Genomic DNA, 26,135 nt, shown 5'->3' with positions numbered 1-26,135 from the left:
TATGATTTGGCATATTTATAAAAAAGAGTTAATAGATTGTTTGCGAGATCGCAAAACGATTATCTTTAGCGTGTTGATTCCGATTCTGTTAAATGTAGGGATGCTGTTTTTTGTAGATAGAATGATGTCTAATAATCAACCTGATGGTATGTCCATAGCTGTTGAGAAAGGCTCAGATACAAGTGTAGTGGAATGGTTAAAGGAAGATAGAAACCTTCAAGTTGTGGAAAGCGAAGATCCACTTCAAACAGTAGAAAAAGGCAAAGCATCAGTAGCTTTAAAGGTTGATAAGGAATTTTCTGATAAAATTCTCCATATGCAATCGCCGGACGTAATGATTTATACAAGTCCAGATAGTGTAGAATCTTCACGTACAACAGAGTACGTTACAGCTATATTAAATAAACAGAGGGACGGTATTATAAAAGAACGTTTAACACAATTAAATATTAATGATCAAACGATTCAGCCCTTCTATGTCAAGGAACAAAGCCTTTCAAATAAAGATAATAGTTCATTAATTATGGTGGCAATTTATGCTCCTATGATTATTGCTTTAGGGGTGTTAGGAGGTATTGTACCTTCTGCTAATGATATTTTTGCAGGAGAAAAAGAGCGAAAAACGATGGAAGCTCTACTCATGGCTCCTATTAAAAGACTACATTTACTAATAGGGAAGTGGTTCACTATTTCTACATTTGGGGTCTTAAGCGGAGTGCTTTCTACTATTTCATTTGTGCTTTTTGTACGCTACTTTACCGTGACTTTAAATGATGCCTTGAACCTAAATAATCACCTCATTGCTTTTAGCGCTTCATTACTAGTGGCAATCACTTTGTTTGCCTTATTAGCAGGGCTGATTCTTTGTATCTTTAGTCTCTTAGCAAGTTCCGTTAAAGAAGCTCAAAGCTACACATCCCAAATTATGATGGTAGCGATACTTCCATACTTTTTACTGATGGGAAAATCCGTACACGAACTGCAACCAAGCGGATTTTTAATTCCTATTTATAACGTATTTGCACTTATGAAACAGCTTCTCTACGGTGTCTACGACATGCAGAGTCTCGTCTATACAATAGGAAGCTTGTCGGTTTGTACGGTTGTTTTATTTACGATTGGTTATACGATGTTTACGAAAAGCCGCTGGGTGCTTGGTAAAGGGTAAGAGACTGGGCAAAAGTAGTTTAGTTGAAGGAAGGTCCGAACGAGTAATCGTTCGGATTTTTTTACTGGAATAGTGAACGTAGGTTTCAAGTATGCAGTTAGTTGCTTTTAGCTGTTGATTGGAGGGAAAGACGGAGACTGCTGCGGGGAAAGCGGAATAGGTGAGACCGAGCAGGAGCGGAAGCGACGAGGAGGCTCACCCGCCGCCCGCGGAAAGCGAAGTCTTGCACGGAAATCAACAGCGGTGTCACAAGCGCTTCATAATAGCTCACTTACTCCATTTGTTTGTATTAAATTGAAGTGATTTCGTTATGTCTCAACTTTTTTGTAGGGAAAGAGCAACAAAAAGAGAATGTAGAAAGAAAGGGGAGTGAGACAGTTGCATCCTATTATAATAGAAGAAATTCCTCATTCGATAAAAAAGTATGTAAAGCAAATCGAAAAAGTGACTTTTCCGAAGCAAGGGTGTACCTCAGATGTTGGTATCCTTCATACGGCTAGAGGGAGATATGTTTTAAAACGGACAAAAAGGGAAAAGTACAGAAAATGGTTATATAAGGAATATTATGTATTAAAAAATATACAGGAACTGGCGGACTTTCAAAGCCCGAGCGCTTACAAGTTTGTTCAAACAGCAGAAGAGAGCTGGATGCTGCTAGAATTTTTTGAAGGAAAGACGGTAAGCGAGTATTTAGAGAAGGAAGATAATGAAAAAAAGCGTGAGCACGTTGTCTATGAAATGGGGCATCTTCTTGCTCGTATTCACAATGCTGAGTGTCCAGAACGATTAGTGAGTAAGCAGCCGTGGATCCACCGAATGCTGCAAGAGGCAGAGTACAATTTAACCCACTATGAGGTATACGGAAATCAACGGCTGCTAAAACAACTGCAGAAGCAAAACATGATATGCAAACAAGAGGTACTTATTCACGGAGACTACACGATTGATAATGTACTTGTACACGACGGTCAGATAACAGCTGTTATTGACTGGAGCGGAGGAACTTTAGGAGACGCTCGTTATGATATGGCGCTGGCTGTTCGTTTTGAAGACGGAATCTTTACAGGTAAAGAGCGCGCGTCTTTTTTTAAGGGATACGGCAAGGGGATTTCACAGAGCGAATTTTGTTATTTTGCAGAAGGTTTATACGAGTTTTTCTAGGGAATAATGACATCATTTTCTTCATTTGTTGAACGTCCACTTTCTTTGACGAATTCATACTAGTTTTGTCACGTATGAAGGGATTTAAAGATTTCTCTCGAAATGGCTAGTAAATGAAAAAATGGAGGGATGGAACATGACGATGAAAACGGTGGATGTGGCAAAGTCGCTGGGAATACATCCAAGTACGGTATTAAAATGGGTTAAAATGGCGGATATCGAGCTAGAGAGAAATGAATCGGGACACTGTGAGTTTACAGAAGAAAATATTGAAGCACTTAGAGACTTTCAAAAAAACCGCAATCGTCAAGCCGTCGTCAAAGTGGTAGAAAAAGTAGTAGAAAAAGAGGAAGTCGTTATATCTGATGAACGTGCACAAGATATGCAAAAGCAGCTTGATCAGCTTTTTTTAAGACTGATTGAAAATGAAAAGCGTACAGAAGAAAAAGCGGGAGAAGTAGTGACCTTTCAAATTTTAGAGCATCGTTCAGAAATCGATCGGTTAAATAAAGTTATTACGAAATTAGAAAATCGAGTAGTAGAACTTGAAAGTCAGTTAAAAAGTGAAGACAGCTTAAAAGGTAAAAAGCCTGTTCCAAGATGGAGAAGCTTTTTAACCGGTATTTTTAGCTACTAGCAGCGATTTACCATAACGGTAAATCGCTTTTTTTATGGAATTTTATGAAAAATACATCAATTCGTACAGAATTGTGGAAAAAAATCTCAATAATAGTTGACGAAACGCTTAGTAATTTGATAAAACTAATTAAGTTAAGAAAGTGAAATACTTTCGTAAATACATATTCGTTATCATGCGATAGCGTTAAGGAGAGTGACAAGTGAAAAAAAGAGAAGAGCTCGTTCAAGAAATGGAGACGCTGTTTCGCTTTGTGTTCAGACAGCTTCGCCAAGAAATTAATGAAGTATACAATTCAGAGCTATCAACAAATGAATTTATGGTGCTTCGTATGCTGGTTGATTCCGGCAGGCAGCGATCAACTGATTTATCTAAGTATCTTCAAGTGTCAGCAAGCCACATTACGGCGGTAACCGACTTGCTTTTGTCAAAAGGCTACATTGCACGCAAACGATCTGAAAATGATCGACGTATTATTGATATTGAACTGACCAAAGAAGGGCAAGATATTTTTAATGTGATTCAAGAAAAAAAACGAGCGTATTTCCTTGAGCGGTTTGAGCACTTTACAGATAAAGAAATTGAAACGATGAATAAACTGTTTCACAAAATTAAAGGTGATCAAAAATAAAGCGCTTTAAATGCGGAAGAATAATCAGTGAAGATGAGCTTCACTGATTATTTTTTTGTCTTAAAACGGAAAGAGTACAAGAAGCAAGTTAGTTGGTGAGAACATCAAATCAGCGTATAATAATAGAAAGAATACATGAAGGAGGTCATCTTTTTGACAGAACAATATGAAGTAGCAACTTTTGCCGGCGGCTGTTTTTGGTGTATGGTGAAGCCCTTTGATGAACAGCCAGGCATTATAAAAGTTGTATCTGGCTATACAGGCGGTCACAAAGAGAACCCGACGTACAAAGAAGTATGCTCAGAAACAACAGGCCACTATGAAGCGGTCCAAATTACATTTGACCCAGAAGTTTTTCCATATGAAAAGCTTTTAGAACTATACTGGCCTCAAATTGATCCAACGGATGCAGGCGGACAATTTGCGGATCGAGGCGATTCATATCGAACAGCTATCTTTTATCACAATGAGCACCAAAAGGCACTAGCTGAAGAATCCAAGCAACAATTAGAAGCAAGCGGTCGTTTTTCTGAACCAATTGCCACACAAATTCTACCGGCAAAACCGTTTTACGAAGCGGAAGAATACCATCAAGGTTATTATAAGAAAAATAAATTCCGCTATGCTATGTATCGACGAGGATCTGGACGTGATCGTTTTATTAAAGAAAACTGGAAAGACTTTGGTCGCGACGAGCAGCTAAAAACGACATTAACGCCTATTCAATATGAAGTTACTCAAAATGACGCAACGGAACCTCCGTTTCGCAATGAATTTTGGGATCATACAGAAGATGGTATTTATGTAGATATCGTATCAGGAGAGCCGTTGTTTAGTTCAACGGATAAATATGATGCCGGATGCGGATGGCCGTCTTTCACCAAAGCGATTAATAAAGATGAAGTAAAAGAAAACATGGACGTTAGTCATAATATGGTTCGTACAGAAGTACGAAGCAAAACGGCTAACTCTCATTTAGGTCATTTATTTGATGATGGTCCGCAAGATGCAGGCGGCTTGCGTTATTGCATCAACTCAGCAGCTCTTCGCTTTGTTCCGAAAGAAGATTTAGAAAAAGAAGGATACGGGGAATACGCTGTTTTATTTAACAAATAAAATAATATGAAAAAAAGAGCGTGATTCAACTTAAAGTTGGCTCACGCTCTTCTTTTTGTGCTTTCTTTTGTTTTATTTTGGCTCGAATGAGGCTATAGAGAAAAAGGAAGGGAATGTAGCCATAAATAAAGTAAAAGCCGGTCATAGATAGTCGTGTATTAAGTTGATCAATCGTTTCTCGATCATCAAAGAAAATAGAAAAGCCAAGAAGAGCAATTAAGGCTAGTATGAGAAAAATAGTAGGCGGTTTATTAAATGTTTTACTAAATCCGCGAATTGTACACCACAAGCTAACAGCAATCGTGGGTAGAACAACTAAAAGCCACAGAGAAATTAAGATATATTCAAAACGCTGCAAAAATGGAATTTCAATAATTTTAGCCATCGTTAAAGTTGGCCAAATGGTATGGCCTAACTGTCCCTGACTAAAATAGACAAACGAGACTAATGCTGTGCAAAAATATAAAAGCGTACTGAACAAAACGCCATATTGAGCCCACTTCTGACTAGTAGCACCATTTTTTATAAACGGATAGAAAAAAAGCACGGATTCAAATCCCAAATTCTCAAAGGTCATCATTTTAGTTGAAATTAAAAATTCCCATACGGTGTGATCGAATAAAGGAAATAGATTGTCCAGATGAGCATATTTTAACGGATAAATGAGCGCAAATAGGAGAGGCAAAGGCATAATGACTCCAAAAAAAGCAACTCCCGTAATGACACGAAATCCACCTGAAACCGTGTAGTAAATAATAGGCAAGTAAACGATTGATACAATCCATGTAGCTAACTGGGGAAACATCCATATTTGCAAAATTTCTACATACGTTCGGTAAATCGTTAGTGCAAAGATAAAATAATAAATGGAAGCGGCAAGAGTTAAAGCTCCTCCAACGTATTTTCCGAAATATAATCGGTGTATATCAATTATATCGCTATTCTCGCGGATTAAGATATTAAAAATCATCGCTAACAAAATACAGACGCTAATTGCAGCAAAAATGATAGATATCCAGGATTCATACCCAGCACCTTTCATAATATAGCGCTGAAATCCTAGTATCCCAACGCCAATCTGCGTAGAGTGCACTAAGAAAAAAAGAAAAGAGGGGGAAACTTGATTTTCTTCTTTAATTGTATTGTGCATCTTTTCTTCCTCCTAGTTGCTGATACCCGTTTGAATAAGGTGAACATGCGCTTTCACTTTAATGTTCATATTAGGATATTTCGCTTTAAATTCTTGACTGTTAAAATGACGTGTTTTACTTCGAGCATAGTCTGTGAAACAAATCGGATCAATTTTTTCTCGCTGAAGTTTTTTTATGAATGTATTACCGTTTTTTTCAATATCATTTTTCAGCTCCTTTTCTACCAGTTTAATACCTGAAGACGTGGTTAGATCAATCCAGCTAGGAAACTCTTTGACAAGACCATCAATTTTTACATGAGTAATGATTGCTGGATTGTGAGGATCTCCTTTTAGTTCATACGTTGTTTTTGTTCGTAAATTTTGGAGTATGACTTTTCCGCGCTGATTATTTTCTTTGATTTTCACGCCATAGCGTCCATGCTTAGTACCTGTTGTTAAAAGTTTGAATAAAAACGTTTCTTTTATTCCAACGGTGGTGGCCAACTCTTTTCCTTTAAACAAGGCGAGTCCTTTTAATTTAATGGCATCTTTGTCCTGCGTTAAGAGCGGAAGATACGCGTCGCGGTCATCACTGAAAAAACTGAATAAAAATATTTGCAAATTGGTATTTGGCAAATTTTCTGTTCGAATGTTTTGTTCGATTAAATTTGAAATAAACTGATAGTCCTTAATTTTCTTTTTCGTCACAGAGCTTAATAACTCATGGGCTTTACCGTCTACAATGCTTAATTTAATGTTACGGCCAAGGTCTGGGTTACGCGCGAGAATATTGACTAATTCATCCACTCCATGTTGGGCGAAATTTTCTCCAATGACTACGCTTCGCAACTGGCCAAAAGCGATAGGAAGTGAAGATTTGTTATTTAGCTGAAGAGGAACATCAAAGGCTGATTTTGCATTGGCCGCAATAATGCTTGGTTCTTCAGTTGGTCCATATTTATAGATAGGATATAAAATAGTGCCACGTACTTTTTTAGTGTCTGGATTATAGTCGTAGCCTAAAGAATTAACCACTTGAATTTCATCAATAACTTCCCGGTCTGCACAGCCGGCTAAACAAATGAGGCAAGCACATAAAATCATCGTTTTTTTCATGTTAGTTCCTCGCTTTATTCAGTATCTAAATTACTTTTTCTTTTCGCTTTTTTAGGATCATAGCGGAAGCGGTCTAATGGCCGTAAGTAGCTTGGACGCTTCGCGGTATGACTATAAGGCAAGCGAAGAAACGTATCTCTATATTCTTTTGGACGAAATGGGAATAAAGGAACAAGGTAAGGTGTTCCTAAAGATTTCAATCGCAGCAAGTGAACTAATAAGAAACAAAAACAAAATGTAATTCCTACTAAACCAAATGCCGTAGCAAACAGAATAAAAGGAAAACGCAGTAAGCGGATGGTGTTAGACATTTTAAAAATAGGCGTTGTAAAAGAAGCTAAAGCCGTCAGTGAAACAATAATAAGCAAAATATTGCTTGTTAACGCAGCTTCTACCGTTGCTTGCCCAATAACAATCCCACCTACGATTCCTAGCGTTTGACCTACTTTTGTTGGAAGTCTGGCTCCCGCTTCTCGAAGCAGTTCAATGGTAATTTCTAAAAAAAGTACTTCGATGACGGGTGGAAAAGGAACGTTTGTCCTTGAAAAAATAATAGGTCCCAGAAGATCTTTGGGCAGCATCTCATAATGATATGTAACAATGGCTACATAAAGAGGCGTAGCAAAAATAGAAAAAAAGACGCCAAAAATACGAATGACTCGGAAAAATGAGCCTAGTACCCACGGCAAATAGTAATCTTCGGGTGAAATAAAAAAATCAAGCAGCGTTGACGGTCCCGTAACCGCGTAAGGTGAACCGCTTGAAAAGAAAGCGACTTGCCCGTTTAACAGGGTAAATAATACCCGATCGATTCGCTCTGTTGTTAAAAACAGAGGAAACGGCGTAGAAGAGTTATCCGAAATTAATTGATCAAGCATCGTACTATCAAAAATAACGTCGAAATCTACATCTTCAAGACGCTGGGTCATAGTCTCTACGTGCTGAGGATTCGTTACGCCTTCTAAATAAACAAGCACGACGCGTGTTTTTGATTTATTTCCTACGGTGAGCTCTTTGAAAATAAGATTTTCGGAAATAACCGTTTTTCTCATTAAATAGAGATTGACATCTAAATCCTCTACAAAACCAATTTTAGGACCGACGACGCTAAACTCATTTTCCGTTTCATTTTCCTTTCGAAACCCTGTATCAAAGCTTTGAACTTTAATAAGAGCTACTAGCTTATCGTCTTTATGCAGTTGAAACATCACGTAGCCGCGCAGCATTTTTTCTAAAATTTCTTTTGTATCTTTTGTAATTGAAATATCTTCAATTGGCAGAACATTTTCGACTTCGTGCACACTGCTTAACGTAAAGTCTAGTTTTTGAAAGGGTTCAAGTATTTTATCTTCAACACTTTGCATGTTTACGAGCTGCTTAAAATAAGTAATGATGTATTTTCGATGCTGCGAACCAATAGCTAATGTTGTGAAATCACTTGATTTTTTAAATTGTTTAATCAGTTCATCCAATGTTTTTTTGGGCTGATCGTCTGCATTCTTTTTTTTAAATAAATGTTTAAACATAACCGTGCCCCTCGCATGACTTTCTATTACTGGTAGTTTGTTCATGTACTTCCTTTTTATTCGACTATTTTTTCTCAAGAAGAAAGGAAGAATATAAAGACAAACTTTACACTCTTTTACAATGGATAAACAGTGGGTTTACGTTTAAATGATAACTTTAGAAATGTCAAAGATAATTACATAAAGGAGCGGGTACATTTATATGAAGAAAAAATTAGCAGGTATTACACTGGCAGGAGCAGTAGCATTGGCCTCGTTTGGTTTAGGAAACTCTCTTATTCAAACGGAAGCAAAAGTGGAGCATAAGTCAGCTAAGAAACCTCAAAATGTCATTATGATGGTAATGGACGGGACGAGCTCAAATGCTACTACACTTGCAAGATGGTACAAAGGAAAACCGTTACATATGGATCAGCTAATGGCCGGGGGAGTACGGGCGTATTCGGCAGAGTCTGCTATTACAGATTCCGCTCCGGCAGCTACTGCTTTAGCAACAGGAAATAAATCAAATTCTGGTTATGTAGGTGTGCTCCCTTCAGTAGTGAATACACCTGGGGTTAAACCCGTAGAAAAAGAAGATCAGTTTCGTCCCGTAGCAAACGTTCTAGAAGGAGCAAAGCTTTCGGGGCGCGCGACAGGAATTGTGGCTACTTCTGAAATCCAGCACGCCACACCAGCTGGTTTTTCAGCCCACAACTACAGCCGTGATGATTTTCAAACGCTAGCGGAGCAGCAAGTGTATCAAAACATCGATGTAGTACTTGGAGGAGGTAAGCAATCTCTTCTTCCAGGAGCAGAAGAAAAAAGCCGAAAAGACGGTGAAAACTTAGTCAATGTATTGAACAAAAGAGGATATGACTTTGTAGAAAATAAAAAGGAATTAGAGCAGTCACGCGCCAAAAAAATCTGGGGGAGCTTCGCTGACCGAGACTTAGCGTATGATATGGATCGACCGCAGACAAAAGCAGAACAGCCAAAGCTGTCCCAGATGACAAATAAAGCAATAACAACACTCTCCAAAGATAAAGACGGTTTCTTCTTATTTGTTGAAGGAAGCAAAACGGATTGGGCAGCTCATGCGAATGATCCAGTAGGCATGATTAGCGATGTATTAGCGTTTGATGAAGCAGTGGGCAAGGCAGTAGAGTTCGCTAAAAAAGATGGAAATACGATGGTTATTGCGATTGCTGATCACGGAAACAGCGGTCTTTCAATCGGTAATGCAAATACAACAAAAGGATATGATACCACACCTGTTTCTGCTTATATTGATCCATTAAAAAAAGCAAAAATGACGTTAGAAGGTGCTACGTCTAACTTAAAAGAAGATTTATCAAATAAAGAAGAAGTAGCTGCTTTGTATGGTTTATCAAACCTAACTTCAGAGGAAAAAGCGCAGCTGACTAAAGCAAGAGATAAAAAAGAAATGAGTGCTACACTATCAAAGCTATTAGCCAACCGAGCAAACCTTGGGTTCACAACGGGCGGTCATACGGGTGAGGATGTATTTCTGTATTCATACGGCGTCAATCGACCAACGGGGCACTTTGATAATACGGATATTGCCAAACATATGGCTAAGTCAATGAATATTAACTTAAACGAGTTAACAAATGAATTATTTATTGAAGCAAATAAAGCTTTTAAAGGCTCAAATGTAGCGGTGGACTCAAAAGATAAAAACAACCCTGTGCTCGTTGTTACAAACAATAAGCGAACGGTACGTTTTCCGGTAAATAAAAATATTGCGATTGTAAATGGAAAAGAGATACAGATGGACAGCGTGGTGGTACAGGATAAAAAGGGTCGCTTCTTTGTATCGAAACAGGCACAGCAAATTGTAAAAAATGCAAAATAAGAAATGAATGTAAAACAGGCCGAAGTATAACTTTAGGCCTGTTTTTTTACAGATAATAGATGGATAATTAGATGTATTAGCCTTTAGAGAGGAATGAATTGATTTATTTTACAAATAAATAGCTTTGAACTCTTAAAGGAATGGAAAGTCTTCACCTTTAAATATATGTGATTTATACTATGAAATGGTATAATAATCATAGTTCTAAAAGGAACTAGTTCGGAATACATATGTAAGTTCATAACGTTATATGCTAAAATTTTTATAATAAAATGAATAAAAAATACATAAATTTCTTCAAGTGAAATTACAAATACAGGGTTATTAAGGGTTGTATGTAAGTAATTACCTTGAATAAAAAGTAAAAAAATGAATAAAAGTATGGGTGGAAGAACGTAGAACATGTTTTAATAGTAAGAGAATAAGAGAAGACAAAATGATTGAAAATAGCGTGTCGCCTTTATTAAAAATATTAAATAAAGATTCTGGCATGCTGATTTGCAGATTATAAAAAGGGTATTAAATCATTGTTAGGAAAATAAATGATAATAGATAAACGGTTTTATTTCTTCTTCTAGAAAACCTACAATTATTGCAATATTCCCCATGAACAATCGTTGTGCGTTCCATTAACGATTAGCGTCCGTGTAGATCATTCATCTCAACATAAAAACACTATAAAGATGTGTAGACATGCATAAAACAGAATGGGCAATAGTTCGTACTATACTTTAACATTGTATCCTAGGGGGAGTCAGGATGAACAAAATCAACTTAATTATTGCCGATGATAACGAAGATTCGGTTGAAATTTTAGATTATTTTATAGAACAGCTTCCGGAATTTGAAGTGATTGGCATCTGCAAAGACGGAGAGCAGCTTGTACAGGAAGTGATGGCTAAGAGTCCAGACCTTTTGCTCGTAGACATTAATATGCCTACGATTAACGGTGTAGATGCCATAAAAAAGTGCCTGCGCATTAAGCCGAATTTAAACTTCATTTTTATCACCGGTTATGATGAATTTGCTGTGAAGGCATTCGAGTTGTCGGCACTGGATTACATTGTAAAACCAATTGAAAAAACCAGACTTTATATGGCGCTAGAGCGGGCAAAAAACTCCATTGGAATTGATAAAAATCAGTCAAAAAAGCCAGGTGAGCAATTAAAAAGACTGCCTGTAAAATTTAATGGATCTACTTATTACATTCCAATTGATCAAATTATTTTTATCGAAAAGTCCGGGAAAAAATGCTTAATCTATACTCAATCACGTGTCTATGAGACATATGAAAATATTAGTGATATCTATATGTATTTGAACCCTTCTGTATTCAGTCAAACACATCGGTCTTATATCGTAAATTTGCAGAAAGTTTCGCACATCACGCCAAAAAACGAAACATATCTTGTTTATTTCTTAGAAATTGATGAATATGCTCATATCTCAAAATTAAAAATCCAAGACGTTCAAAAACAGCTGCATCAGTTAATGACAAATTAAGAGATGCTGCTGCTTCTAAAATAGTTATGTTGATGAAAGGACGAAGCTTATGTAAGTTTCGTCTATTTCATGTGTCTGCTTTCGGAATAAATGATCGTAATATAGTTCTTATAAGGAGAGTTAGATAGAAGAAGTAACGTTAAAGTGAAAGGAAAGAAAATGATTTCAATTACTGGTCACTATAATGAATTTACCGTATTTCTTGCTGTCATTGTAGGGATTCTTGCCTCTTATACAGCACTTGATATTATGAGCAAAATGATAAAAAAACAGCGAAACAATTATTTGTGGCTTACACTGTCAGCAACTTCAATGGGGCTTGGAGTGGGGGCGATGCACTATATTGCGATGCTTGCTTATTATGTTCCTGTTAGCTTTCATTTTGATGCTGTACTTTCTGTTCTTGCTTTAATAATAGCAATTAGCGGGTCATTAGTTGCGTTTTGGACATTCTGGAAATGGCGCACGTCGGTATGGTCAGGGCTTATTTTAGGAAGCAGTATTCTGGGTACGCATTACATTGCAATGGCAGCAATCGAAACAGAAGCACACATTCATTATGCGATGCTATCTGTTTTGCTTTCCATCATCATCGCCCTGGTCGTTGCATTTTATGCGATGCACTTGTTTTTTCGTTCGAAAAGCGTGAAAGCTAATCCATTTCTTAAACTTGTTAGCTCCATTTTGCTAGGCATTGGCATTTCAGCTATGCATTTCATTAGTATGTATGGAATGAAGCTGCATATTGCACATTCAGTTGCTAGAAGGTGGGGCCAGTGGCTGCCGTATCAAGCGCCGTTTTCCAATATTATTGCAAGCATCACAATTACGCTACTGATTGTCTTCCTGCTCGTTGCTGCTTTTAAGCGTCAGGAAGAAGTGAGGGAAAGTCAATTAAAAGAAGAGTATTATCAATCCCTTTTTAACTACAATCCCAATATTGTGTGTGCAGTTGATTTGTACGGCAATATTCAAACGATTAACCCAAAAGGAATCGAGCTAACAGGATACACGTTAAATAAAATGGAGACAATCCCGTTTCCTTCTATGTTCAGAGAAGCTGAAAGAGCTGAAGAATATATGTGGAAATCCCTGAGCGGAGACTCTGTATATTATGAGGCAACGTTGATTCGAAAAGATAATCAGCCTGTATACGTTGAAGTCACGCAAATGCCCATTATTGTTTATGATCAAATTAAAGGAAGTTACGTTATCGCCAAAGATGTGACAGATCGAAAAAGGGCTCAACAGCAGCTTCTGGATTTACAAAAAGATTTAAAACGCACGCTTTCACAGCAAGATGGTACTATTTTTAAATTTGTGAAGAACAGTAAAGGATATGTCTATACGATGTGCGAAGGCAAAATGATTCGTGAAATGGGATATGAGGAAATAGATGTTGTCGGAAAAACACCTGAGGAATTTTTACCTGAATCCTACGCAAGAGATAATAGGAGTTACTATGATAAAGCATGGGCGGGAGAGAAAGTGTCGTATGAAGTACTTTTGAACGACTTTGCTTACTATACGAAATTAACACCTCATATCTACAAAGGAGAAGTACAAGAAGTTATTGGTTCTATAGTAGATATTACTGATCTTCACGAAGCAAGAGAAAAGCTGGCTAAAAGTGAAAGCATGTATCGATCCGTTCTTTCTACAATGTCAGAAGGCGTGGTGTTTCATGACCTTGAAGGTAACTTAATTGCTGCCAATGCATACGCTGCTAAGATTCTAAACGTGCCTTATGACCAAATGTTATCGGTTAACCCGTTTGGTTTAGACTGGGAAATTATTCATCCTGATGGTACAGCTTTTGCACTCGAAGATATTCCATCTGTCCGCTGTCTTCATACAAAAGAGCCTGTGCGAAATACAGTCATGGGCATTTATTTAAATGAGAAAAAGTTGACTTGGCTTTCGGTGAATGCTGAACCTCTGCAAGAAAGCAAATATTATAAAGGCGTAGTTGTCACATTTTATGATATTACAAAGCAGCAGGAACAAGAACAAGACCTGCTTCATTCCAATCAGCAAATGATTATAGCCAAAGAAGAAGCCGAAAAAGCAAATCAGGCTAAGTCAGAATTTTTATCAAAAGTAAGCCATGAACTTCGAACGCCTTTAAACAGTATTTTAGGCTATGCACAGATATTGGAAGAGCAAGGAGAAAAAGATTTAACAGAAAAACAATTGAATCGTATACGAAAAATTTTAAAAGCAGGTAATCATCTTCTTTATTTAATAAATGAAACGCTTGATTTATCGAAAATTGAATCAGGTCACTTAGCGATTAACCTTGAACCAGTGTCGGTAAAAGAAGCAATTGAAGACGCGCTTAAAATTATGAAACCATTAGCAAAAGATAAGCATAGTATATTTTATACTCGCTTTCACGCATACCAAGAAGTGTTTGTTGAAGTAGATGAACTTCGTTTTCAGCAGATCTTATTAAATCTGCTTACAAACGCCATTAAATATTCGCCCGCTTATCGCGATATCATTATCTATACCAATATTACTCAGCATCACGTAACCATATTGATTGAAGATAGGGGCTTTGGAATTCCAGCTTCAGAATTAAATCGGATTTTTGAGCCTTTCTATCGCGTGAATAGACTAGAAAAAGACGGAACAGGGATTGGGCTGGCGCTTGTAAAGCAGCTTGTTGTCTTAATGAATGGAACGTGCGGAGTGCGAAGTGAAGAAGGAAAAGGCAGTACATTTTGGGTTCGTTTTCCCTTAGTACATCCACCTGTTTTTAAACGCTTATCCAATGAAGGGGAAGCCGAGTCATTTTTAGGTTTTTCCATGCCGATCTCAATTGTGTATATTGAGGATAACGATACAAATATTGAGCTTATGCAATCGATTCTTTCTCCATATAAAAACGTTAAGCTCTTAGTTGCCAAAACAGGAGAAAACGGCATCGGGCTAATCAAGTCTATTTCACCGGATATGATCTTAATTGATATTGATCTGCCTGATATGAATGGTTTTGAGGTATGCACACAGCTTCAGCTGGAAAAAGAGTTGAAGAATATTCCGCGAGTTGCCTTGAGTGCAAGCGCAATGCAAAGCGACATCGATCAAGCTTTTTTAGTCGGTTTTAGTGAATACGTAACAAAGCCTATTCATATTGCCACGTTTTTAAACGTATTAAAACGCTTAACAAAAGCTTAACAAAAGTTTAGAGGGCTTTTCATTGACTTATTAGTGGACCTTTTGTAAAATAAAAACAACTTAATACATTTACTTCTTACGGAGTAAAGGGGAGTAGCGTCAGGGAAACCTGAAACAAAGTCGTCATTACATGGAGTATTCCATCGGCTTTGTTGGCATAATGATTATGCTTAGCAAGACCTTTGCCATATTTGGCAAAGGTCTTTTTGTGTTTTATTCCGGTAATGAGAATAAATCAACTTATACAAAGAAACGAGAGGGGATTTTTATGGATGCATCGCTTTTGTTAGAATATGGATGGGTATTGTTGGTGCTGGTTGCATTAGAAGGAATTTTGGCGGCGGATAATGCTCTTGTAATGGCCATTATGGTCAAACATTTACCGGAAGAAAAACGCAAGAAGGCATTGTTTTACGGATTAGCCGGTGCCTTTATTTTTAGATTCGGTTCATTGTTTTTGATTTCATTTTTGGTAGATGTATGGCAGCTTCAAGCAATAGGAGCCATTTACTTATTGTTCATTTCCATTAATCATATTGTGAAGCGATATGTGAAAAAAGGTGATCATGAAAAAGTAAAAGAAGCGGACGGAAAAAAGGGCTCAGGTTTCTGGATGACGGTCTTGAAAGTAGAAGTAGCGGACATTGCTTTTGCGGTTGATTCAATTTTGGCTGCTGTGGCTCTTGCCGTTACGTTGCCAACAACCAATCTTCCTAAAATTGGCGGACTCGATGGCGGACAATTCTTGGTGATCTTTGCCGGAGGAATTATGGGACTAATCATTATGCGTTTTGCTGCAACTTGGTTCGTCAAGCTATTAAATACGCGCCCGGGGCTAGAAACGGCGGCTTTTGCTATCGTAGGCTGGGTAGGGGTTAAGCTAGCAGTTTACACTCTTGCTCATCCGGAGTTAGGTATTATTAATGAACACTTCCCTGAATCAAAAGTATGGAAAATTACGTTTTGGGTTGTGTTACTTGGCATAGCAGCTTCAGGCTGGTTTTTATCTAAAAACAAAGAACAAACTGATCTTGAAGGTTCAGAGAAAGAAAAAGACTCATTAAAGAAAATTGAAAATCAATAATACAAAAAAACGCGCTTTTAATGCGCGTTTTTTTGTATATTAAGATAAAATACCTAGTTTAAATTGTTTTGAGAAAGGGTAAAAGAACTAACTGATGTTTAATTACTGTATATCCGAATGTTTTGCTTTTTCGTTCATATTCTGTAAAGAACGGAAGCAGCGTTGGATAATTCAGTTCAATGAAGTTTATTTCAGTTCATAAACATATATTTCAAATGTATGTTAATTGGTAAAATTGAGCTATTATGGGTTATAATAAAGAGAAATTAAAAGGAGCAGAGCGCTTCTTGACCCTGTTCGTCATCAAAAGAATGGATATTAACATGGTATAAAGCAACTGAGTATAGTAAAAGAGGTGAAGCCAATGCTCACAAAAGTTCAAACGCCTCCATCGCTTGAAACGCTTGTACTGACGATTCAGCAAGGGGATAAACAATTACATAACGAAATGATTCAACAATATAAACCGTTTATTGCTAAAGTTGTTTCAGCTGTATGTAAACGTTATATAAGTGAAGCTGACGATGAATTTAGCATTGGTCTGATTGCGTTTAATGAAGCCATTGAAAATTACACAATCCAAAAAGGAAGATCCCTTCTTGCATTTGCGGAACTGATTATTAAAAGAAGAGTCATCGACTATATTCGAAAAGAAAAGCGAAACCAAACGCTGCTCTATAGCCGAATTGACAATGAAGGTTTTATGCAAGGTAAGGTAGAAAGGGATATATCGCTTTCTAACTATAAAAGGCAAAGTGAAACTTCATATATTCAAGAGGAAATGACTTATTTTTGTCAGACGCTGGAACTGTTTAAATTAACTCTTGAAGACATTATTAACACGTCTCCTAAACATAAGGATGCAAGGGGAAACGCAGTGGAAGTTGCATCTTTTATCGTCAATGAAAAAGAATTAAAAGATAAGCTGTTTTTAAAGCGGCAGCTTCCCATTCGCTTGATTGAAAAAAATGTCAAAGTGAGCCGGAAAACAATTGAAAGAAACCGGAAATATATCATCGCAATGGTTATTATATTAGCGGGGGATTACGTGTATTTAAAAGACTATATTATGTAAGAAAAAGGCACACGCAGGTGCCTTTTTTTTAGCCATGTTATGAAGTTATGTTTTATTTTTGTGTGCTGCCGCTTAAGTGAGCTTGAGCTTGTTGCACCAAGCGTTTTGTGATTTCTCCGCCTACTGAACCGTTGCTGCGTGCAGCAGTGTCAGAACCTAGAGTTACCCCAAATTCTTGAGCGATTTCGTATTTATATTGATCTAAAAATTGTTCTACTCCTGGTGTTAATAGTTTATTTGTTCTAGCCATGATTAGTCATCTCCTTTTTTAGTTGTACAGCAGTTCACTGCTGTACCTGTATTATTTGCTGTTTACTATTTTGCATACTGGTAATGGTTTGCAAGAAAGTATAAAAAAGCCCAGCTTTCAAAGAAGCTGGGCTTTTTTATATATTATTTTACAACTGCATATTGCTCAAGAGACTGAGCAAATGATTTTTGAAGAGATTTTACTTGCTCTACGTATGCATCAGATACGTGTTGGAACTCTTGACGCGTTTTCTTTTGCTCTTCTACTAATTGTGTTACTACTTGATGATATTGTTCTTGAGCTTGCTTTACTAAAGAATAGCTTGATTTGCTTTGGTTAAGAGAAAGCTCTTGTAATTTATTTAATGCTTCATGCGTGCGGTTTGTCCATTCTTCATAAGAATCGGCAACAGCGTTACCAGCTGTTTTACGTAAGTTTTCAACTGTTTTTTGTTGAAGATCTTCTAATTCAGCTTTCCACTGTTTGTCTGTTGCTTGAAGTTGTTCAACTGCTTTTGTTACAAATTCTTGCTGTTGCTCAAGTGCTTTTAACGTCCATTGCTCAATTTGTTTGTTTCCGTCTGCAATGTTTTGTAACCCCTTTGTCCATTGTTCCCACATTGCATCAATTACTGTATCATACTTTACTGTTGACATAATCAAATTCCTCCTTGAATAATTTGGTCTGGCGAACAGTTATCGTAATGAACAAAACGTTAAAGAAGAAATTCGTAGTTGTGTAATAAACCTAACATTCCGCGCTCGCTGGTTGACCGTGAAATTTATTTAACATTATATTAGGAAACGCAGATGTACTGCGTGAATCCCTTTAATCGTTTTCTTCCTCTTTTGATTCTTTTGACTTTTTAGAAGAAGAAGAGCTAAAAGGGAACAACATGTCGGTATACATGTGAAAAAATGAATCTAACATGTTTTGATACTGTTCAAGTGAATTAGCCCACATGCTTAAATATTGTTCACCGGCATCTGTTAATGAGTAAATCCGGCGTGCAGGTCCTTCAGCTGACGTATCCCATTGCGATGTAATCAAGTTGTCTTTTTCAAGCTGTCTCAGCGTGCGGTAGACATTTCCTTGATCAACTGATGTGAATCCAAAGCTCATTAGTTGCTGAATGAGCTTGTAACCATGTAGATTCCAACCTCTTAAACTTAAAAGAAGAAAAGGAACCATCAAGTTTTTTGGTGCACCGCTAATCGATTTTTCTAAGTTGTTTGAATTAGAGGTGTTATCTTTTTCACTTGATCCCAAGGTAATCACCCCTTCGAAAAAAGAGAATTTGTTTTCTATATGTGTAATTTACACCTAGATGAAAAAATTGTCAACACTTTAAAACAGGTCTTTCAAATACAGGAAAAAAGAACGATTTTTTGAATTTCGACAAAAAGCGTCAAAAAAATTCAAAAATAAACAAAGATTTAGAATTGTTTATTTTGGAAAACGAATTTATAATAGTACATGTAGGTAATTTTTATAACATTTATAATTTGTTGGTAAGTGAATTGTGAAAAGATTTACATTATCCAATAAATAAACGCAAAATTGGTTGCGTTTACTTAGAGCTTCTAATATGTCGCTTGTCACATTAAGTGTCCATATTGAAAGCCATCACTTTTAACGTACACAAGAAAGGAGATGGAGTTTTGGAACAGCAAAAAGTATTTGATCCGTTTCAAGCATGGAAAGACGTATATGACAAAACCGAATCTTACTGGGGTAAAGTTATTGGGGACAATATGAATCGTGAAGAATTTTCCCAGCTCATGGGAAATGTGCTAAATATGAACCTTCAATATCAACAAGCAGTAAATGAAGTAACGGGGCGCTATCTGCACCAAGTAAATGTACCCACAAAAGAAGATGTAGCAAACGTTGCGTCATTAGTCATCAATGTGGAAGAAAAAGTAGAATTATTAGAAGAGCAATTTGATGATCGTTTTGATGAATTAGAAGCACAGCAAGAAAGTGCATCCGCTTTGAAAAAAGATGTAACTAAGCTGAAATCTGATGTCAAATCATTAGACAAAAAACTCGACAAAGTTTTATCTCTTCTTGAAGGGCAGCAAAAAACACAAGACGAGTTAAAAGAAACGATTCAACAACAAATTAAAACTCAAGGTGAGCAGCTTCAGGCTCAGCTGTTAGAAAAACAAGAAAAATTAGCTGAAAAGCCAAAGGCAGAAGCTAAAGCTGAAGCAAAACCATCAAACGCTCAAAAAACTGAGCAACCGGCTCGCAAGTAGGGCATAGGGGATTTTAAAACAACATTAACTGCTGTATTTACAGTAAAAATCATCGCTGAAGAAGCAAGGGGGAAATTTTTCATGACAACATTACAAGGTAAAGTAGCAATCGTAACAGGCGGATCTAAAGGTATCGGGGCAGCAATTACACGTGAGCTTGCTTCTAATGGAGTAAAAGTAGCAGTAAACTATAACAGCAGTAAAGAATCTGCAGAAGCAATTGTAAAAGAAATTAAAGACAACGGCGGCGAAGCTATTGCGGTTCAAGCTGACGTGTCTTATGTAGATCAAGCAAAACACCTAATCGAAGAAACAAAAGCTGCGTTTGGTCAATTGGACATTCTAGTAAACAATGCTGGAATTACGCGTGACCGTTCATTCAAGAAGTTAGGCGAAGAAGATTGGAAAAAAGTAATTGATGTAAACTTACATAGCGTATACAACACAACATCAGCTGCGCTAACGCATCTTTTAGAATCTGAAGGCGGTCGTGTTATCAATATTTCATCAATTATTGGTCAAGCGGGCGGATTTGGTCAAACAAACTACTCAGCTGCTAAAGCAGGTATGCTAGGATTCACTAAATCATTAGCTCTTGAACTAGCTAAGTCAGGCGTAACAGTTAATGCAATTTGCCCAGGATTTATTGAAACGGAAATGGTAATGGCAATGCCGGAAGAAGTACGTGCAAAAGTTGTTGCGAAAATTCCAACTCGTCGCTTAGGCCACGCTGAAGAAATTGCACGCGGAGTTGTTTACTTAGCAAAAGACGGCGCGTACATTACAGGACAACAGTTAAACATTAACGGCGGCTTATACATGTAATAGATGCTGGCCCTGACTTTTGTCGGGGCTGTGCTTGTTAACTAACTACTAATGAAATGAAAGGGTGTGTATATTCGTGGCAATTCCTTACGTGCAAGAGTGGGAAAAATTAATCAAATCAATGCCAAGTGAATATAAAAGTTCTGCAAGACGTTTTAAGCGTGCATATGAAATTATGACAACAGAAGCGGAACCGGAAGTTGGATTAACACCAAAAGAGGTTATTTGGAAAAAGAACAAAGCGAAATTATATCGCTATACGCCAGTAAAAGATAACCTTCATAAAACACCAATTTTACTCGTATATGCACTGATCAATAAACCGTATATTTTGGATTTGACACCTGGGAACAGCCTTGTTGAATACTTATTAAACCGCGGTTTTGACGTGTATTTACTTGACTGGGGAACTCCTGGACTTGAAGACAGCAATATGAAGCTAGATGATTATATTGTGGATTATATTCCAAAAGCGGCGAAAAAGGTGCTGCGCACTTCTAAGTCTCCTGATTTGTCTGTTCTTGGTTACTGCATGGGCGGAACTATGACATCTATTTTTGCTGCATTAAATGAAGACTTGCCGATTAAAAACTTAATTTTTATGACAAGTCCATTTGATTTCTCGGATACAGGTTTATACGGGGCATTCCTAGACGACCGCTACTTTAATTTAGATAAAGCAGTAGATACATTCGGAAACATCCCTCCAGAGATGATTGACTTTGGAAACAAGATGCTAAAGCCAATCACAAATTTTTACGGTCCGTATGTAACGCTGGTGGATCGTTCGGAAAATCAGCGCTTTGTTGAAAGCTGGAAGCTCATGCAAAAGTGGGTTGCTGACGGAATCCCATTTGCTGGTGAAGCTTATCGTCAGTGGATTCGCGACTTCTATCAACAAAACAAATTAATCAATGGTGAACTTGAAGTTCGCGGACGCAAAGTAGATTTGAAAAATATTAAAGCTAATATTTTAAACATTGCTGCTAGCCGTGATCATATTGCGATGCCGCATCAAGTGGCAGCTTTAATGGACGCTGTTTCAAGTGAAGATAAAGAATATAAATTACTGCAAACAGGTCACGTATCTGTTGTATTTGGTCCAAAAGCAGTAAAGGAAACATATCCTTCAATCGGCGATTGGCTAGAAAAGCGCTCTAAATAAAATAAAAACGAGGCTGGCACAAAAGTATTTTAGCCGAAGTAAAAAACGAACCACTGATATCAGTGGTTCGTTTTTTGTTATGGTGAACGCAGGTTTCAAGTATGCAGTTGCTTCTAGCTGGTGATTGGAGGGCAAGGCGAAGACTCCTGCGGGAAAAGCGGAACAGGTGAGACCCCGCAGGAGCGTAAGCGACGAGGAGGCTCAGCGTCCGCCCGCGGAAAGCGAAGTCTTGCACGGAAATCACCAGCGGTGTCTCAAGTGTCCATACGAGCTCATGTATCCCATTTATTTGTCTTTAGATTAGATTAATTTAATTATGTCTTGACCTCGCTTTTTTGTATAAACAGACAATATTGAGTGAAGGTTCTTTATGCGGCTGCTTGGATTTATGATATCTAATGACAAGTGAGGTGACTTCTTTTATACTAATGTAGTCACCTTCTTGAACATGGGATTTTTTACATGGATATTGCGATTCGTGTAACAATGAGTATGCTTTGGGAAGAAAGAAGAAAACTATTAGTATTATAACAAAAAAAGGAATGTCAGATTATGCCGCAACCATGGAAACGACGAGTAAGGCAGATGTCTTCAGCTCAAATTATTGTTACATTTTACATAGTGGCTGTTACGCTTGGATTTCTATTGCTTAGTATTCCAGAAGCTTTAAAGCCGGGAGTGAAGTTAGCATTTATTGATCGCTTATTTATTGCCGTTAGTGCGGTAAGTGTAACAGGGCTGACACCTGTTTCTACTCCGGATACATTTAGTACGACGGGCTATTTTTTGCTCGCTTTTATCTTTCAAATCGGTGGTATTGGTGTGATGACACTCAGTACATTCATTTGGATGATTTTAGGTAAAAAAATTGGTTTAAAGGAACGTCAGCTCATTATGACAGATCATAACCAATCCCGTTTATCAGGATTAGTTGACTTGATGAGAAATATTTTATTTATTATTTTTGCTATTGAACTAGTTGGTGCCATTATTTTAGGATTACATTTTCTCCGTTACTATTCGAGCTGGACAGATGCGTTTCTGCATGGTTTCTTTGCTTCTGTCAGCGCTACAACAAATGCCGGCTTCGATATTACAGGAACTTCATTTATTCCTTACGCCCACGATTATTTTGTACAAGTGGTAACCGTTATTTTAATTACGCTTGGAGCGATTGGATTCCCTGTATTAATTGAGATTAAGCACTATTTTTTAACGTTTAAAGAGAAGCGTAAATTTCAATTTTCTCTATTTACGAAGCTGACGAGCATTATGTTTTTTCTGCTGTTAGCAGGGGGAACAATTTTAATTCTTGTGCTAGAGCATTCAGGGTTTTTAGCAGATAAGTCTTGGGATGAATCGTTTTTTTATGCGTTTTTCCAATCCGCTGCCACAAGGAGCGGAGGAGTGGCGACCATGAATATTAATGAGTTTTCCCTTCCTACGTTAATTATGATGAGCGCGATGATGTTTATCGGGGCTTCACCGAGCTCAGTAGGGGGAGGAATTCGTACGACGACGTTTGCATTAAATATTCTTTTCCTGTTTTATTACGTAAGAGGAAATAAGACGATTAAAATCTTTCGCCGCGAAATTCATGAAGATGACATTATCAAATCAGTAGCCGTGTCGATGTTAGCCGTGATCATTTGCTCGATTTCTCTTCTTACTTTAAGTGTTACAGAACATTTTTCTCTCATTGAGCTTATTTTTGAAGTGTGTTCAGCTTTTGGGACAACCGGTTTATCAATGGGAATTACAGGAGGGCTTTCTGATATCGGTAAATGCGTTATTATGATTTTAATGTTCATTGGCCGAATTGGCATGTTTTCATTCATTTTAATGCTTCGCCGTCCAACGTCTGGACCGGATTATCACTATCCGAAAGAACGTATTATTATTGGATAAAAGAGGCTGGGACAAAAATATGTTAGTTGGAAGATCCGAACGAGTTTGTTTCTTGATTAAGAATCTAACTCGTTCGGATCTTTTTATTATGATGGTGAACGTAGGTTTCATGTAGCTGCTTCTAGCTGTTGATGGGAGGGCGAGGCTTATCGACCGCCCGCGGAAAGCGAAGCCTTGCACGGAAATCAACAGCGGTGTCACAAGCGGTTCAACGCATTTATCCTAGTTGTTCGTATTTAGAGTAAAGTGATTTTGTTATGTTTCAACCGCTTTTTTACAGCTTTTTCTGCTTATATTGCTTAGCAAAAGGCGCATTCTAAGAAAAGGAAGTTCAATGGACTTCCAAGCATAGGAGGGATAGATGATGGCAAAGCGTAAAGTAGGGTACAAATCAGCACTAACTAACAACAATACACCAAAAGAGAGCCTTTCAGATGCAGAATTTGCTGCTGAATATGCTGGCGGCGAGGAGCCGGCTAAAGGCGCGAATCGCAATTCTAAAAAAGGAAAGCAAGGTAAGTAACGATGAGCAAACATAAACAAAATAATAAGCACATCGCGAGCACCGAAGCAAAACAAAAACAATTACTGCAAGAAGAGTTTGGAACGGAAATGGGCGATCCGAACGCAGCTAAAATATATGAATCCCTTGGAAAGACAAAGTCTGATAAAGAGCATGAAAAGAAAAAAGAATGCTAAAGAAAAAAACCTCGGATATCCGAGGTTTTAGCTTACAACTGGAAGACCAAATGCTTCTACAGGTGCTGAATAAAGTTTTGTATCATTTGCTTTTTGATCATAATAAGCAAGAAGAACAGATGGTTGTTCATTGATTTGTCCTGTTTGTTTATAATACATATAATCAAATGGAAGAATCTCTAAAACAGTGTGCTTGTATAATTCTTTTTCAGCAAGCTGTTCAGCTTCAAAAGCCTGTCCCATGATAGAAGGATTAGCAAGCATTTGCTGATAGTAATGAGAGCGGACTTGTTTTTCTACTTTATCGTCCCACCAAGGCTTACGAGGCTTATGCTTTTGGTTTTGTAAATAATCAATTTTCATAAACCCTTCAATTACTTCTTCATTTGAAAAACTTTCTGTTTGAATATACTGTTTAAGGCGTCTGAATAAATCTTCAAGCTGATGACCGATTCGAACCCAGCCCATTTCATCCCAATACGTCCCAAAGTTTTGGAAAAAATCAAAAGGCGTATCATAGCAGTGTTCTACTAAAAACTCGATCGTTTCATCCATTCGGTGGTCATTCCAAAACTTTTCTAAAATATCTTCTACATGCTTGATGCGTACGACATCTGAAAATGGCAAGACGTTATTGCTTAAAATTTCATAAGGCGACTGATCCATGTATTGATAATTATAGCGAGGCGCACTTAAACGTAAGCCAGTGCCGCGAAGCATTTTTAAAAAGCCTAGCTGAAGCTCTTCAGGACGAAGTGCAAATACATCATTAAACGTATTTTTAAATGAGTTGTAATCTTCGTCTGGCAGTCCGGCGATTAAATCTAAATGCTGGTCGATCTTTCCGCCTTCTTTTACCATTGTTACGGTACGCGTTAATTTTTTGAAGTTTTGTTTGCGTTTGACTAGCTCATTAACGGCATCATTTGTAGATTGAACGCCAATTTCAAAGCGGAATAATCCTTTTGGCGCGTTATCGTTTAAGAACTGAATAACTTCTGGGCGCATAATATCGGCAGTAATTTCAAACTGAAATACGGTACCTTCACGATGTTCATCAATTAAAAATTGGAACATTTCCATGGCGTAGCTGCGGCTGATGTTGAACGTGCGGTCTACGAACTTAATTGTGCGGGCTCCGTTATCCATCAAATAGCGAATATCTTCTTTTACTTTTTCTCGGTCGAAATAACGAACGCCTACTTCAATAGAAGAGAGACAGAACTGACAGCTAAACGGACAGCCGCGGCTTGTTTCAATATACACAACGCGTTTTGAAAGTTCTTGGCGGTCTTCTTCAAAACGGAAAGGAGAAGGCATTTCGCGCAGATCAATTTTATTGCGCTGTGGGTTAACAACTGGTTTTCCTTCTTTTCGGAAAGCCACGCCGCTTACGTTTTCAAACTGACGCTCGCCGTGAAGTTCATCTAACAGCTGCTTGAATGTTTCTTCACCTTCACCAATAGCGATAAAGTCAGCTTCAGGAATACGCTCTAACCAGTGAGTTACATCATAGGTTACTTCTGGTCCACCGAATATAATGATGAGCTCAGGATTGATCTTTTTAAGCATTTGTGCGACTTTAATCGTTTCTTCAATATTCCAAATGTAACAGCTGAAACCAATAATATCTGGGTTGCGTTTATATAAATCCGTAACAATGTTCATAGCAGGATCTTTAATCGTATATTCGGCCATATCCACTTTATAGTCAGGCTCGGCATAGGCTTTTAAACATCGAAGGGCTAAAGAAGTATGAATATACTTCGCATTCAATGTACTGACAACAATGTTCATTCAAAAAGCTCCTTTTAACTCGTAATATGAAATCAATTTA

General features: G+C 37.6%; 25 protein-coding genes and 1 riboswitch. Of the genes, 18 read left to right on the top strand and 7 right to left on the bottom strand.

Annotated features, from left to right (window positions below; translation table 11 throughout):
- Nucleotide 1: 1 nt before the first annotated feature.
- The 6 genes from ACRPLY_RS15495 to msrA all read left to right on the top strand — a co-directional run bounded on the left by ACRPLY_RS15495 (nt 2) and on the right by msrA (nt 4,713).
- On the top strand, nt 2-1,168 hold the full coding sequence (locus ACRPLY_RS15495; RefSeq protein WP_432231942.1) for an ABC transporter permease: 1,167 nt from the start codon (nt 2-4) through the stop codon (nt 1,166-1,168).
- A 114-nt stretch (nt 1,169-1,282) separates the two neighbouring features.
- A complete protein-coding gene (locus tag ACRPLY_RS15490) occupies nt 1,283-1,471 on the top strand; it encodes a hypothetical protein (RefSeq protein WP_080754392.1) in 189 nt (62 codons plus the stop codon).
- Between the two features lie 75 nt (nt 1,472-1,546).
- Complete coding sequence (locus ACRPLY_RS15485) at nt 1,547-2,329, top strand: phosphotransferase family protein (protein ID WP_432231941.1); 783 nt, start codon at nt 1,547-1,549, stop codon at nt 2,327-2,329.
- A 136-nt stretch (nt 2,330-2,465) separates the two neighbouring features.
- On the top strand, nt 2,466-2,966 hold the full coding sequence (locus ACRPLY_RS15480; protein ID WP_047751421.1) for a MerR family transcriptional regulator: 501 nt from the start codon (nt 2,466-2,468) through the stop codon (nt 2,964-2,966).
- A 202-nt stretch (nt 2,967-3,168) separates the two neighbouring features.
- A complete protein-coding gene (locus ACRPLY_RS15475; protein ID WP_028414193.1) occupies nt 3,169-3,597 on the top strand; it encodes a MarR family winged helix-turn-helix transcriptional regulator in 429 nt (142 codons plus the stop codon).
- Nucleotides 3,598-3,750: 153 nt separating this feature from the next.
- On the top strand, nt 3,751-4,713 hold the full coding sequence (msrA, locus tag ACRPLY_RS15470; RefSeq protein ID WP_080754393.1) for a peptide-methionine (S)-S-oxide reductase MsrA: 963 nt from the start codon (nt 3,751-3,753) through the stop codon (nt 4,711-4,713).
- Between the two features lie 25 nt (nt 4,714-4,738).
- Here the strand turns inward: msrA and ACRPLY_RS15465 are convergent, their stop codons facing one another.
- From ACRPLY_RS15465 to ACRPLY_RS15455, 3 genes are read right to left on the bottom strand one after another with little or no spacing between them, the layout of a single operon-like run.
- Nucleotides 4,739-5,863, bottom strand: coding sequence for a GerAB/ArcD/ProY family transporter (locus ACRPLY_RS15465; protein WP_432231940.1), 1,125 nt, complete (start codon nt 5,861-5,863; stop codon nt 4,739-4,741).
- Nucleotides 5,864-5,875: 12 nt separating this feature from the next.
- On the bottom strand, nt 5,876-6,961 hold the full coding sequence (locus ACRPLY_RS15460) for a Ger(x)C family spore germination protein (RefSeq protein ID WP_099330742.1): 1,086 nt from the start codon (nt 6,959-6,961) through the stop codon (nt 5,876-5,878).
- A gap of 14 nt (nt 6,962-6,975) precedes the next feature.
- Nucleotides 6,976-8,487 (bottom strand): spore germination protein, encoded by a 1,512-nt coding sequence (locus ACRPLY_RS15455; protein WP_099330743.1) that lies wholly within the window; start codon nt 8,485-8,487, stop codon nt 6,976-6,978.
- A gap of 202 nt (nt 8,488-8,689) precedes the next feature.
- On the opposite strand from ACRPLY_RS15455, the gene ACRPLY_RS15450 reads away from it, so the two are divergent.
- From ACRPLY_RS15450 to sigI, 5 genes are all read left to right on the top strand, one after another.
- Nucleotides 8,690-10,345 carry an alkaline phosphatase gene (locus ACRPLY_RS15450; protein ID WP_432231939.1) on the top strand — a complete coding sequence of 552 codons (1,656 nt, stop codon included), beginning with the start codon at nt 8,690-8,692 and terminating at the stop codon, nt 10,343-10,345.
- Between the two features lie 759 nt (nt 10,346-11,104).
- Nucleotides 11,105-11,848 carry a LytR/AlgR family response regulator transcription factor gene (locus ACRPLY_RS15445; protein ID WP_028414187.1) on the top strand — a complete coding sequence of 248 codons (744 nt, stop codon included), beginning with the start codon at nt 11,105-11,107 and terminating at the stop codon, nt 11,846-11,848.
- A 159-nt stretch (nt 11,849-12,007) separates the two neighbouring features.
- Nucleotides 12,008-15,031 (top strand): PAS domain S-box protein, encoded by a 3,024-nt coding sequence (locus ACRPLY_RS15440; protein ID WP_430077496.1) that lies wholly within the window; start codon nt 12,008-12,010, stop codon nt 15,029-15,031.
- Between the two features lie 76 nt (nt 15,032-15,107).
- A riboswitch (yybP-ykoY riboswitch) is annotated at nt 15,108-15,203 on the top strand.
- Nucleotides 15,204-15,299: 96 nt separating this feature from the next.
- Nucleotides 15,300-16,115, top strand: a complete 816-nt coding sequence (locus ACRPLY_RS15435) for a TerC family protein (RefSeq protein ID WP_028414185.1) — start codon at nt 15,300-15,302, stop codon at nt 16,113-16,115.
- A gap of 364 nt (nt 16,116-16,479) precedes the next feature.
- Nucleotides 16,480-17,190, top strand: a complete 711-nt coding sequence (gene sigI, locus ACRPLY_RS15430; protein ID WP_432231938.1) for an RNA polymerase sigma factor SigI — start codon at nt 16,480-16,482, stop codon at nt 17,188-17,190.
- Nucleotides 17,191-17,242: 52 nt separating this feature from the next.
- Here the strand turns inward: sigI and ACRPLY_RS15425 are convergent, their stop codons facing one another.
- From ACRPLY_RS15425 to phaQ, 3 genes are all read right to left on the bottom strand, one after another.
- Nucleotides 17,243-17,440, bottom strand: a complete 198-nt coding sequence (locus ACRPLY_RS15425; RefSeq protein WP_013055933.1) for an alpha/beta-type small acid-soluble spore protein — start codon at nt 17,438-17,440, stop codon at nt 17,243-17,245.
- A gap of 143 nt (nt 17,441-17,583) precedes the next feature.
- Entirely contained in the window at nt 17,584-18,096 is a 513-nt protein-coding gene (phaP, locus tag ACRPLY_RS15420; protein WP_014461097.1) for a polyhydroxyalkanoic acid inclusion protein PhaP, read from the bottom strand.
- 172 nt (nt 18,097-18,268) lie between these two features.
- On the bottom strand, nt 18,269-18,709 hold the full coding sequence (gene phaQ, locus ACRPLY_RS15415; RefSeq protein ID WP_013055935.1) for a poly-beta-hydroxybutyrate-responsive repressor: 441 nt from the start codon (nt 18,707-18,709) through the stop codon (nt 18,269-18,271).
- A 392-nt stretch (nt 18,710-19,101) separates the two neighbouring features.
- Here phaQ and phaR point away from each other — a divergent pair, with 392 nt between their 5' ends.
- From phaR to ACRPLY_RS15380, 7 genes are all read left to right on the top strand, one after another.
- Nucleotides 19,102-19,701 carry a polyhydroxyalkanoic acid synthase subunit PhaR gene (gene phaR, locus ACRPLY_RS15410; RefSeq protein ID WP_028414183.1) on the top strand — a complete coding sequence of 200 codons (600 nt, stop codon included), beginning with the start codon at nt 19,102-19,104 and terminating at the stop codon, nt 19,699-19,701.
- Nucleotides 19,702-19,782: 81 nt separating this feature from the next.
- Nucleotides 19,783-20,526 carry an acetoacetyl-CoA reductase gene (phbB, locus tag ACRPLY_RS15405; protein WP_014461095.1) on the top strand — a complete coding sequence of 248 codons (744 nt, stop codon included), beginning with the start codon at nt 19,783-19,785 and terminating at the stop codon, nt 20,524-20,526.
- A 76-nt stretch (nt 20,527-20,602) separates the two neighbouring features.
- Complete coding sequence (locus tag ACRPLY_RS15400) at nt 20,603-21,691, top strand: class III poly(R)-hydroxyalkanoic acid synthase subunit PhaC (RefSeq protein ID WP_013055939.1); 1,089 nt, start codon at nt 20,603-20,605, stop codon at nt 21,689-21,691.
- A gap of 120 nt (nt 21,692-21,811) precedes the next feature.
- Nucleotides 21,812-22,000, top strand: a complete 189-nt coding sequence (locus ACRPLY_RS15395) for a hypothetical protein (protein WP_081732889.1) — start codon at nt 21,812-21,814, stop codon at nt 21,998-22,000.
- A 243-nt stretch (nt 22,001-22,243) separates the two neighbouring features.
- Nucleotides 22,244-23,599: a TrkH family potassium uptake protein gene (locus tag ACRPLY_RS15390; RefSeq protein ID WP_432231937.1), complete on the top strand. Its 1,356-nt coding sequence runs from the start codon at nt 22,244-22,246 to the stop codon at nt 23,597-23,599.
- Nucleotides 23,600-23,963: 364 nt separating this feature from the next.
- A complete protein-coding gene (locus tag ACRPLY_RS15385) occupies nt 23,964-24,122 on the top strand; it encodes a hypothetical protein (protein WP_025749458.1) in 159 nt (52 codons plus the stop codon).
- Nucleotides 24,123-24,124: 2 nt separating this feature from the next.
- Nucleotides 24,125-24,298 carry a hypothetical protein gene (locus tag ACRPLY_RS15380; RefSeq protein ID WP_014461091.1) on the top strand — a complete coding sequence of 58 codons (174 nt, stop codon included), beginning with the start codon at nt 24,125-24,127 and terminating at the stop codon, nt 24,296-24,298.
- 27 nt (nt 24,299-24,325) lie between these two features.
- On the opposite strand, the gene ACRPLY_RS15375 is transcribed toward ACRPLY_RS15380, so the two are convergent.
- Nucleotides 24,326-26,095, bottom strand: coding sequence for a B12-binding domain-containing radical SAM protein (locus ACRPLY_RS15375; RefSeq protein ID WP_028414181.1), 1,770 nt, complete (start codon nt 26,093-26,095; stop codon nt 24,326-24,328).
- Nucleotides 26,096-26,135 lie beyond the last annotated feature (40 nt).

This window comes from Priestia sp. TGN 0903, from assembly GCF_050846855.1.
In the GTDB taxonomy this organism is placed as follows: domain Bacteria; phylum Bacillota; class Bacilli; order Bacillales; family Bacillaceae_H; genus Priestia; species Priestia zanthoxyli.
This window is presented reverse-complemented; position numbering and strand designations above follow the sequence as displayed.

Bases quoted from the DNA above. Each gene is read 5' to 3' on its own strand.
- ACRPLY_RS15390 (WP_432231937.1), top strand. From the start codon at position 22,244: ATGCCGCAACCATGGAAACGACGAGTAAGGCAGATGTCTTCAGCTCAA.
- ACRPLY_RS15435 (WP_028414185.1), top strand. From the start codon at position 15,300: ATGGATGCATCGCTTTTGTTAGAATATGGATGGGTATTGTTGGTGCTG.
- phaP (WP_014461097.1), bottom strand. From the start codon at position 18,096: ATGTCAACAGTAAAGTATGATACAGTAATTGATGCAATGTGGGAACAA.
- ACRPLY_RS15375 (WP_028414181.1), bottom strand. From the start codon at position 26,095: ATGAACATTGTTGTCAGTACATTGAATGCGAAGTATATTCATACTTCT.
- ACRPLY_RS15455 (WP_099330743.1), bottom strand. From the start codon at position 8,487: ATGTTTAAACATTTATTTAAAAAAAAGAATGCAGACGATCAGCCCAAA.
- ACRPLY_RS15480 (WP_047751421.1), top strand. From the start codon at position 2,466: ATGACGATGAAAACGGTGGATGTGGCAAAGTCGCTGGGAATACATCCA.
- ACRPLY_RS15495 (WP_432231942.1), top strand. From the start codon at position 2: ATGATTTGGCATATTTATAAAAAAGAGTTAATAGATTGTTTGCGAGAT.
- ACRPLY_RS15440 (WP_430077496.1), top strand. From the start codon at position 12,008: ATGATTTCAATTACTGGTCACTATAATGAATTTACCGTATTTCTTGCT.
- ACRPLY_RS15425 (WP_013055933.1), bottom strand. From the start codon at position 17,440: ATGGCTAGAACAAATAAACTATTAACACCAGGAGTAGAACAATTTTTA.
- ACRPLY_RS15380 (WP_014461091.1), top strand. From the start codon at position 24,125: ATGAGCAAACATAAACAAAATAATAAGCACATCGCGAGCACCGAAGCA.
- sigI (WP_432231938.1), top strand. From the start codon at position 16,480: ATGCTCACAAAAGTTCAAACGCCTCCATCGCTTGAAACGCTTGTACTG.
- ACRPLY_RS15385 (WP_025749458.1), top strand. From the start codon at position 23,964: ATGGCAAAGCGTAAAGTAGGGTACAAATCAGCACTAACTAACAACAAT.
- ACRPLY_RS15450 (WP_432231939.1), top strand. From the start codon at position 8,690: ATGAAGAAAAAATTAGCAGGTATTACACTGGCAGGAGCAGTAGCATTG.
- ACRPLY_RS15460 (WP_099330742.1), bottom strand. From the start codon at position 6,961: ATGAAAAAAACGATGATTTTATGTGCTTGCCTCATTTGTTTAGCCGGC.
- ACRPLY_RS15445 (WP_028414187.1), top strand. From the start codon at position 11,105: ATGAACAAAATCAACTTAATTATTGCCGATGATAACGAAGATTCGGTT.
- ACRPLY_RS15465 (WP_432231940.1), bottom strand. From the start codon at position 5,863: ATGCACAATACAATTAAAGAAGAAAATCAAGTTTCCCCCTCTTTTCTT.
- phbB (WP_014461095.1), top strand. From the start codon at position 19,783: ATGACAACATTACAAGGTAAAGTAGCAATCGTAACAGGCGGATCTAAA.